Origin of the sequence: Cypionkella sp., assembly GCF_028290025.1 — a bacterium.
Lineage (GTDB): Bacteria > Pseudomonadota > Alphaproteobacteria > Rhodobacterales > Rhodobacteraceae > Cypionkella.
In genome coordinates this window covers 97,911-107,153 of the sequence record NZ_JAQGKQ010000083.1, presented here as the reverse complement: position 1 = coordinate 107,153, position 9,243 = coordinate 97,911, and the positions used below count along the sequence as shown (strand labels likewise).

Here is a 9,243-nt window from a genome sequence, read left to right as displayed (position 1 = left end):
GCAACTGGCTGACCCTTATGGGTCCGCACCGGCATATCATCACGCGGTCGATCAACCACACGGTTCTGCCCCGCCGACTTCGCCATCGCATACCCCACGTAAACCGTGGCAGCCGCCACACCAAGGGCCACGAGCGTCGTCTTATTGTCGCTCAGAACAGATCGAACATTGCTGGGGTGCATCTCGGTCCTCCAACTTGCAGCAGGCCCACGCGCAGCCAGCCTTCGCTCAGCAACGGCGTTCAACGCTTTCGGTTCCGCTCGTTATCCGAAAGGCGCGCCCTGACGACAAGGTGGCCACCAGCGTGCAGGCTAAATCTGCAGCGCTGTCAAAGTTCAGACAGTCCCTTCTCAAGAGCCTCATCCACAGTGGTTAAGGTGACCTGTGCCGAAAAGCGTAGCCGATATATTTTCATCGCAGCGTCATGGGTCTCATCCATCGTGCTGCAAAGGGCGTCGGTCGCCAAGACGACGTGATAACCATGATCAATAGCCCCCAGCACGGTGGCCATCACGCAAACATCCGACTCGCCGCCGCTGATCAACAACCTGGTAGCACCGCTGCCTTGCAACATTTTCGCAAGCTTGCCGTCGCTCCATGGTGAATAGACGACTTTGTCGACGACGCGGGCGGGCGGCACGAATTTTTCGAGTTCAGGAAATAAACCGAGCCAATGCGCGCCAAGCATTTCACCGGTGACCTCTCGCCATTTCGAATAATACTCACGCCACGCGCCAACTGCATCGGCGGGTGACTGAGGCGGAATGAAGCGGGTGAAAATAGTTCGCTCAGGGTGATGCGCAGCCAGACGAGCTACACCGCCCAGTATGCGCTCGGTCCAAGGCACGGCCCACGGCGACCCTGGACCAAAAAGCCTTTGCATATCGACACTTAGGTGAAAAAGCATCTGGTTGTCCGTGTCTCGCCGCAGAAGGGCTAAGAGCATCTCTCACCCCTCCTGCGATCAGTTGTTATCTGAGCCCCTGCCGCCCGCAGTGCTGCTGCAAAGTGCCACCGTGAGACCGCTGCCAGCTTCTACGGTAGGCGAAAAGCCACCACATGCCATCAATGGCCCTGCGGACCTTGCGACCTGTTGCGGTCGGCCACGGTCTCCTCTCATTAGTGATCAACCCGGTTGCCGATCTTAATACCAATTTCCTACCGAAGGTTCGGTTCCAAGTTTGACTCCAAAGCGCGCTCACAACCTCAGCAGGACTGGATGACCCCTGACCGACCAAAGTTCGCCCCAGCCAGACCGTTGGCCGCTAAACCTCAATGCCGAACGAACACAATTCCATCGAGCGCGATCGTTTTCACCGGCCACTGAAATACGCCAACCCCGCCTGACCATTGGCACCCGATGTGTTTGGCTAACTCAAGCGTCTCAACGTCCACAGAATGATTACCGTCGGCGTAAATTTCTTGTCCCGCAGGTCCAACATCAAGGATGACACCCGTTTCGCCATCACAGGTCAGCCAACGAATGTTCTGATCTCTACCCTCGACATACTCAAATTCAACTTTGTATATCATTTTACTCTCCTCACTGGATTACGCTGACTTAACTCAGCCTATGCTACAGCTATTACTGCAAGATGTGAAAAGGTGATTTCAGGTTGCTTGAGGCAACCTAGCGTAAAGATGCTGACACACGTGAGCAGCTATGTCTCCGTGCAGAGCGAGTAGTGATCTTTACTCCTACCGCCGGGGATGACATTCTCCCATGCTAAAATCCAACGAGGAATCCATTGGAGCATTTTGTCACCACCCCGACCCGTCCGGTCCTGACCGGCAGTGCGCGGGCGGTGTTCCAGCGGCTTGTCGAGCAGGGTCCCTCGACCCGGCCTCACATCGGTCAATCACTGGGGCTGTCTCGTCCTACGATGTCTGCCGCCATCGCCGAGCTTGAGAAGCCGGGCTATGTCGAGATGATTGGAGCGATCCGGGGGCCGCTGGGACGCAGTGCGGCGGAATACCGGGTGGGGCAGGGCGCAGGCTATGTGATCGCAGTGGACGCGGGATCAACTCATGTGCGGCTGCGCGTGTCGACGCTGGACCGAAGGCTTTTGACCAGTCGCCAGCTGCGCTTCCCAGTCAGCCACATCGCCATTGATGCTGACGTCAGCCAAGCGGTAGCTGCTGAGGTGGGTGCCGTCATCGCGGAGTCACTGCCGGAATGGGGGCCGCTTAGGGTGCTTGGCATTGCCACCCCAACACGGGTGGTCGGCCCAGAGGGCGATACAGAGGCCAGCCGTCAAAACGTGGTGTTCTGCGCGTTCACCCCGCCCAAGGGCGCCGCGATTGTGCTGGAAAACAACGTGAACTGTGCAGCCGTCGCGGAGATGCACTATGGCGCGGCGCAAGGAGAGGCAGATTTTGTCTATGTCCAAGTTGGGCTAAAGATCGGCATGGGCATCATTTTGGGCGAACGCCTGATACGCGGTCGCAATGGCGCTGCGGGCGAGATCGGGCATCTGAGCTTCCCGCTCGCACCAAATACCAACCCGCTGCGGGGTGAGGCCGAGCATTTCTTAGGCACTGAGGCGTTCTTGGCGCGGGTTCGTGCCGACTGGCCTCCGCAGGCTGGAGCTGCGCCAACAGATACCGCGGAACTGCTCAAGCTGGCCGGAACTGGGCATGAGAAAGCGCAGCGCTGCGTGGCGCGCCATGCCGCCGATATCGGTGCCGTCGTCGCCAGTTGTGTCAGCGTGGTTGATCCTGGGCTGGTGGTCTTGGGCGGTGGACTTGGTGCCTCGCCTCTGCTGCTGCCCGGCGTGCAAGAAACGGTAAACCGTCTGTCCTATGCAGCGGACATTCGCAACACCCTACTTGGCCCTGACGCAACGGTGTTGGGGATAGAACGTCTGGCGATCGAAAAAGCGCTACTGCTTCTCATCGGGCAGAGCGGCTGATCTCAACTGCCGCATTTGCGAATATGTGCAGGAAAGCCTTGACTCATCCTCAATCGCTTTTATTAGTTAAGGTGCCTAACGTTGATAGGCAGCTTGCCGTGTGATGCGGCGCAGGGTTCCCACAGGAGGAAACATGAAGACGCTAAGCATACTTCGATCCGGCGCCGTCGGACTCGCCACACTCGCTGCCACCTCGTTTAACAGTATGGCACTCGCCCAAGACGTCGCGCTGCAATACTGGGTCTATTCGGATTTCGCCCAAGGCGACGCACTTGCTATGCAAGAGGAATTCGTCAAGGAATTCACGGCTTCGCACCCCGGCGTGACTATCGAGATCGTTGGCAAGGGTGACGATGATCTGACCGCCGGCCAAGTGGCAGGCGCTGCCAGCGGTACCCTGCCCGACGTATTCATGAATTCCCAATCGGTTGGCGCACAACTGGTCGAGGTCGGGGCGCTGGCCAATATCTACGAAAAGTGGATGGCAATGCCCGCTGAATATCGCGCGCAATTTGACGAATCGGCGCTAAACGCCTGCATGCCTCGCCCGAGCGAGCTGTATTGCCTGCCTTACACTGGCTTTGGCTCGCTGTTGTTCCGCAACCTTACCGTGCTTGAAAAGGCCGGGATCGACCCGACCCCGCCCACGACATGGGACGAGTGGCTGGGCCAGATGAAGAAGATCAAAGAAGCCGGTTTCTATGCGGTCCCGGACCAAACTGCGGTCTTCAACTCCATCGCCGAGATCTATGCCACGACAGGCAGCGCAGACAGCTGGGGCTTTAACTGGGATACCAAGACGACCAAGATCGACCCGGCAAATATGACCAAAGTTCTCGCTAAATTCGTCGAGCTTGTGCCTTTGAACTCGGGCACCAGCCGGAACGATCAGGCCACGAAAGATCTGTTCATCTCGGACCAACTGGCGTTCCACACGATCGGCCCATGGGTGAATCCCACCTACGCTGAAGCGGCCAAGGCTAGCGGTCTGAAGTACGATTTCGTGCTGATCCCCGGCGATACGGCGGGAAAGACCGGCGGTATCCGCAGCTACGAGATGGTTGGTGTGGCTCCCGGACCGAATGCCGATGTGGCGTTTGAGTTCGCGGCGTTCCTAACCGAGAAGGCGCAGATGGCACGTTGGGCGAAGCTGCTGTCGCGCTATAATGCGAACGCGGCCGCAATGGCGGACCCGGATGTTTCGGCTTTGCCACTGATCAGGGTTTCCGTCGATGCCGCACATGGCGCGATGGATGTGGCGGCACCGTACTTCATCGGTTCGGTGCCAAGCTGCTACAACTCAACCGTGATCGACATCGCCTCTGCCACCGCTGACGGAGAATATACGCCCGAAGCCGGTGCTGCCGAGATGATCACCAAACTGAACGAGTGTCTGGCCGAATAGGCTGGCGATAATGCCACCTGCGGTCGGTCCCAGACCGACCGCAACCTTGACCGGAGCTTCTATGTCTTTGCGCCGACATCTGCCCCACTACATGATGATTGCGCCGTTCATGGTGCTGTTTGCTGCGTTTTTTCTGTATCCGATCATCAGCGGTTTTTTCTACAGCTTCCACGACTGGAACGGCGCCAGGCCGCCCGAATACGTTGGTGTAGCGAACTATACGAAGATCTTGCACTCGCGTGATTTTGCGACCGCGATGGGCAATCTGGCCGTCTACATCGCCATCACGGTGCCGCTTGGCATCCTTGTGGCGCTTGGACTGGCACTGCTGGTTGACAGTTTCACCGGGCGCTGGGCGAACTTCTTTCGCAATGCCTATTTCATGCCGGTGGTTTTACCCGCGTTTCTGGCCGCAACGATCTGGCGGTGGATTTACGCGCCGAATTTCGGGCTGCTGAATGTCGCCCTCGGCTGGTTTGGCTTAGGTTCGATCAACTTTTTGAACAATTCTAGCACCATGCTCTATTCGCTGATCGCGGTGGATGTTTGGGTCTCAGCCGGTTTCAACATGGTTATCCTGCTGGCTGGTTTGAAGAATATCCCCACCGAGCTTTATGAGGCCGCGCGGCTGGACGGCGCCAACAAATGGCAGCAGATCGTCCATATCACCGTGCCGATGCTGGCACCTGTGCTGTTCTTTGTTGTCACCTACAGCCTGATCTCTGCCATGCAGGTGTTCGACAAGCCGTGGCTGCTGACCGGATCGTCGTTCACCAGCTACGGCGGTCGGCGCAACGCGCTGCTGTTTCCGGTGATGGACATGATGGGCCGCGCCTTTGGTGGCGTGAAGTTCGGCGAGGCTGCCGCTTATGGCTTCCTTCTGACCCTCGCCATCGTGACCGTCACCGCCCTGATGTTCGCGCTGCGCAGTTGGAGTGCACGCAAATGACCGTTGTAACGACCCGCCCGACGATCTGGACCGTGCTCAAATGGGCATTGGCGATCCTGATTGCCCTCATAGCACTTTTCCCGATCTGGTGGATGGTGAACGTGGTCTTCTCGATGCCCGGAGAGCCGGTGTCGTTGAACCCGCGCCTGTGGCCGACCTCACTGTCAGCCGGGATTGAGAAGATCCGGGTCATTTTTACCGAGACCGAATATCTGCGCGCCTACGGCATCTCGCTGATTTATGCAGTGCTAACCATTGCCGGTGTGCTGACCTTCGGCTCGCTGGCTGCGTTCGAATTCTCGCTGTTCGATTTTCCGGGCCGACGCATCCTGTTCGGGATAATCCTGCTGTCGCTGATGGTGCCCACGGCGGTGACCATCATCCCGACCTATCTGCTGACGTCGCAACTTGGCTGGCTGAACACCATGCACGGGCTTGTCGTGCCCGGTCTGGCCTCGGCCTTTGGCCTTTTCATGCTGGTTCAGTTCATGCGGGCGGTGCCAAAGGACATGATCGAGGCGGCGCGTTTGGACGGGGCCAGCCATTTCCAGATCTACTGGCACATCGCTTTGCCGCTCTGCCGCAATGCAATGGTCACGCTGGCGATCCTGACGTTCATGCAGACCTGGGGCAACTACATGTGGCCACTGATCGTCAGCTCCAAGCCGCAACTGTATACGGTGGGGCAGGTGGTGGGTCTTTTCAACTCTCCGCTGTCACACCAGACCGTTGACATGGTGATGACGGCCAACCTGCTGGCCGCAATCCCGCCGCTGCTGTTCTTCCTGATCTTTCAACGCAAGATCGTCGAAGGCGTCGCGATGTCCGGAACCAAGGGCTGATCGGAGCACAACATGCCATTCCTCGACATATCATCCGTCTCGAAATCCTATGGCACGCAAGGGGTTCTCGAAAATATTAACCTGTCCATCGAAGAGGGCGAGTTTGTCGTCTTTGTCGGGCCGTCAGGCTGCGGGAAATCCACGCTTCTAAGGATGATTTCCGGGCTGGAAACCATAAGCTCTGGCACCATCGCGATCGAGGGCAAGGTGGTCAACGACATCGAACCTGCCGCGCGCGGCACGGCGATGGTGTTCCAGTCCTACGCGCTTTACCCGCACATGACGATCTTCGGCAACGTCTCGTTCGGGCTTCGCATGGCGCGCAACACGAAGGAGTTCATTGCATCCAAGGTGGCGCAGGTCGCGGGCATCCTGCAACTAAACAAGCTTCTGGAGCGGCGACCGGGACAACTGTCCGGTGGCCAGAAGCAACGTGTTGCCATCGGCCGCGCCATTGTGCGCGAGCCTCGGGTGTTCCTGTTCGACGAGCCTTTGTCCAACCTTGATGCCGAATTGCGCGTGCAAATGCGGGCGGAGCTAATGGACCTGCATCGCCGTCTTGGCACCACGATGATCTACGTGACCCACGATCAGGTCGAAGCAATGACCCTCGCCGACAAGATGGTAGTGATGAGCGGTGGGCGAGTGCAGCAGGCGGGGCCGCCGCTGACGCTTTACGACGATCCCGACAACCGCTTTGTCGCGGGCTTCGTAGGCTCGCCCAAGATGAATTTCCTGCCGGTCAAAACCGTCGAGCCCGCTTCCGGCGGCGTGCAGCTGTCGGGCATTGCAGGCAACGGCACTGCGTTTTTGCCGCTTGAAGCGCCCGGTTTGATCGGCCCGATCGAGATCGGCCTGCGCCCCGAACACATCCGCATCCTTCCCGCCAGCGGGTCGGAAGCGGGTCTGTTTCTAGAAGGCCGCGTCACGCTGATCGAGGAACTGGGATCGGAAAGCTTTGTCCATCTCGACCTCGACGACGGTACACGGATGACCGTCCGCGCTGGGCGCGACGCCGACCTTTCAGCTCCGACCCTGCGCTTGGCCATCGATCTGAGCCATGCGCTTTTGTTCGGTATCGACGGCGACCGCATCCGCAGCCAGAGCGGGCCACGGGCATGACCTTGAGCAATCCCATGCCGGGGATGATCGTCGGCATCGACATTGGTGGCACCAAGACTCATCTGCGCATGGAACCGCTGGACGGTGGGCCGATGCGCGAACAAGTGCTGCCGACCAAGGAATGGCGGGTGCGCGACTGGGATCGGGATGCCCAGCGCCTTCTGGAAATCGTAACGGCTATGGCTGACAGCACGCCGATCGCTGCCCTCGCGGTTGGCGCGCATGGCTGTGACGATGCCGAGGAATGTGAGACGTTCCAGCGCGCTTTTGCCGCTTTGACCGCCATTCCTTTGCAAGTCGTGAACGATGCCGAACTGATGCCATTGGCGCTGGGCCTGACCGGGCAGATCGGCGTGGTGGCAGGAACAGGCTCCATTGCCGTCTGTCGACCGAGGCCAGATCGAATGCTTGTCGCGGGTGGCTGGGGCTGGATCGTCGGCGACGAGGGCAGCGCTCCGGCCTTTGTCCGCGAGGCGGTCCGCGCCATCGCCCACCATTTCGACGCTGGCGGCGGGCGGGATGAACCGCTTGTCGTGGCGATCTTCGAGGCGTTGCAGGTGCCTTCGATACCGCGTCTCGGCAGCGCGCTGTCCGATATGCGCTCCGCTGCCGAAGTTGGCCGCCATGCCAGCGCAGTGTTTGAGGCTGCCGAGGCCGGTTCCGTTCTCGCCGCAGGCGTAATCCGGGCGGGCGGGCGTGCTTTGGCCGAACTCGCCGCATTGCTGTCGTCGCGCGGTGCCGGGGCCAGTCATGCCATTGCCGGAGGCGCCGTCATCGCCGCACAACCGCGTCTGTGGCAAGCTTTCGCGGAAACCCTGACCGAGATTACCGCTGGGCGCATCGCTCCGCATCTGTTCACCGGCAAGCCCGTCGAGGGCGCCTGTCGCCTCGCCGCAAGCCTTCTCACTCCCCAAAGCGCCACTGCTGCGCTCTCACGATTCTAAAGTAAGGACTATCACCATGAGCTATCGTTCAACCGTTTTGCGTCAACCGCAGTCGCTGGCAGACACCTATGCCTCCGCTCGCGATGAATTGGCAGGAATGGACCTGAAACCGCTGGACCGCCCGCTCATCGGCGTCACCGGCATCGGCGCAAGCTTTGCCGCTGCGGTCGTTGTGACCGCCGAACTGCAGGCGCAAGGCCGCCGCGCCTTTGCCATCCGCTCGGTCGATATGGCGGCGGGACATGACCTCTGCGACACGCTGGTCGGCCTGTCGCACCGCGGCCGCAGCGTCGAGACCGTCGCGGCTTTACAGAAACTGCCGCAGGCAGCGCGGTTGGCGATTACCAATGACCCAGAAAGCCCGCTGGCCCAAGCCGCCAACCTCCACCTGAAGTTGGCGAACGGCGAGGACGCCACCCCGTCCAGCACCGGCTACACCGCCACCTTGATGGCCGCTGGCATGGCGTTCGAAAAGCTGTTGGGTCAGGCCGACAGCTTTGGCGAAGTGCCCGCCCTCACCGATTCCGTTTTGGCTGCGGCAGCTCTGAAGATGAAGCGCTTAGGCCAACTGATGCCCGCGCGTCGTGCGATTGACTGCGTCGGTGCCGGCGCTGCTTTGGGCACCGCCGATGGAGCCTCGCTTCTGATCCGCGAAGCGGCGCGCATTGCGGCTTCCGCCTACGACACGCGTCACTATCTGCACGGCCCAATGGAAAGCATGGATGCGAATACTGCCGTCGTGCTGTTCGGCGCCGACCGCGAGGTTGAACTGGCCCTGCACCTAGAGCGCATTGGCTGCCCCGCGCTGCTTGTCACAACTGCTGACGGCGTCGAAGATGGCGAACTGCTTACCGTGGTGAAGGTGCCGAAGGTGAAAAACCTGATCGCACAAGGCATCATCGACATCTTGGTGGCCCAACTTCTCGCGGCAGAACTCTCCGATGCGGTCGGGTTGACCGACACCAAGTTCCGCTACCGGATGGCCGACACTAAGGTGCCGCAAACCGAGACCACGGCAGCACCGCTCTGACATCTTCAGGTTAATCTATACGTGACATGCTACAGTCCT

Annotated in this window: 10 protein-coding genes; 7 read left to right on the top strand and 3 right to left on the bottom strand. The window is 59.8% G+C overall.

Annotation, left to right across the window (positions count from 1 at the left end; genetic code table 11):
• The 3 genes from JWS10_RS14115 to JWS10_RS14105 all read right to left on the bottom strand — a co-directional run.
• On the bottom strand, positions 1 to 182 hold a 182-nt coding region (locus JWS10_RS14115; protein ID WP_299508413.1), incomplete at its 3' end, for a hypothetical protein.
• A gap of 146 nt (positions 183 to 328) precedes the next feature.
• Positions 329 to 907: a cysteine hydrolase gene (locus tag JWS10_RS14110; protein WP_299508411.1), complete on the bottom strand. Its 579-nt coding sequence runs from the start codon at positions 905 to 907 to the stop codon at positions 329 to 331.
• Between the two features lie 365 nt (positions 908 to 1,272).
• Positions 1,273 to 1,533 (bottom strand): hypothetical protein, encoded by a 261-nt coding sequence (locus JWS10_RS14105; RefSeq protein ID WP_299508409.1) that lies wholly within the window; start codon positions 1,531 to 1,533, stop codon positions 1,273 to 1,275.
• A gap of 215 nt (positions 1,534 to 1,748) precedes the next feature.
• Between JWS10_RS14105 and JWS10_RS14100 the strand changes: the two genes are divergently transcribed.
• The 7 genes from JWS10_RS14100 to JWS10_RS14070 all read left to right on the top strand — a co-directional run bounded on the left by JWS10_RS14100 (position 1,749) and on the right by JWS10_RS14070 (position 9,204).
• Positions 1,749 to 2,912: an ROK family transcriptional regulator gene (locus JWS10_RS14100; protein ID WP_299508407.1), complete on the top strand. Its 1,164-nt coding sequence runs from the start codon at positions 1,749 to 1,751 to the stop codon at positions 2,910 to 2,912.
• Positions 2,913 to 3,045: 133 nt separating this feature from the next.
• Positions 3,046 to 4,317, top strand: coding sequence for an ABC transporter substrate-binding protein (locus JWS10_RS14095; RefSeq protein WP_299508405.1), 1,272 nt, complete (start codon positions 3,046 to 3,048; stop codon positions 4,315 to 4,317).
• 61 nt (positions 4,318 to 4,378) lie between these two features.
• Positions 4,379 to 5,266, top strand: coding sequence for a carbohydrate ABC transporter permease (locus JWS10_RS14090; protein WP_299508403.1), 888 nt, complete (start codon positions 4,379 to 4,381; stop codon positions 5,264 to 5,266).
• Positions 5,263 to 6,108 (top strand): carbohydrate ABC transporter permease, encoded by an 846-nt coding sequence (locus JWS10_RS14085; protein ID WP_299508401.1) that lies wholly within the window; start codon positions 5,263 to 5,265, stop codon positions 6,106 to 6,108. The genes JWS10_RS14090 and JWS10_RS14085 overlap by 4 nt, the downstream gene beginning before the upstream one ends.
• A gap of 12 nt (positions 6,109 to 6,120) precedes the next feature.
• Positions 6,121 to 7,230: a sn-glycerol-3-phosphate ABC transporter ATP-binding protein UgpC gene (gene ugpC, locus JWS10_RS14080; RefSeq protein ID WP_299508399.1), complete on the top strand. Its 1,110-nt coding sequence runs from the start codon at positions 6,121 to 6,123 to the stop codon at positions 7,228 to 7,230.
• Positions 7,227 to 8,174, top strand: coding sequence for a sugar kinase (locus tag JWS10_RS14075; RefSeq protein WP_299508397.1), 948 nt, complete (start codon positions 7,227 to 7,229; stop codon positions 8,172 to 8,174). Before ugpC ends, JWS10_RS14075 begins: the two co-directional genes overlap by 4 nt.
• A gap of 16 nt (positions 8,175 to 8,190) precedes the next feature.
• A complete protein-coding gene (locus tag JWS10_RS14070; protein ID WP_299508395.1) occupies positions 8,191 to 9,204 on the top strand; it encodes an SIS domain-containing protein in 1,014 nt (337 codons plus the stop codon).
• Positions 9,205 to 9,243: the final 39 nt, after the last annotated feature.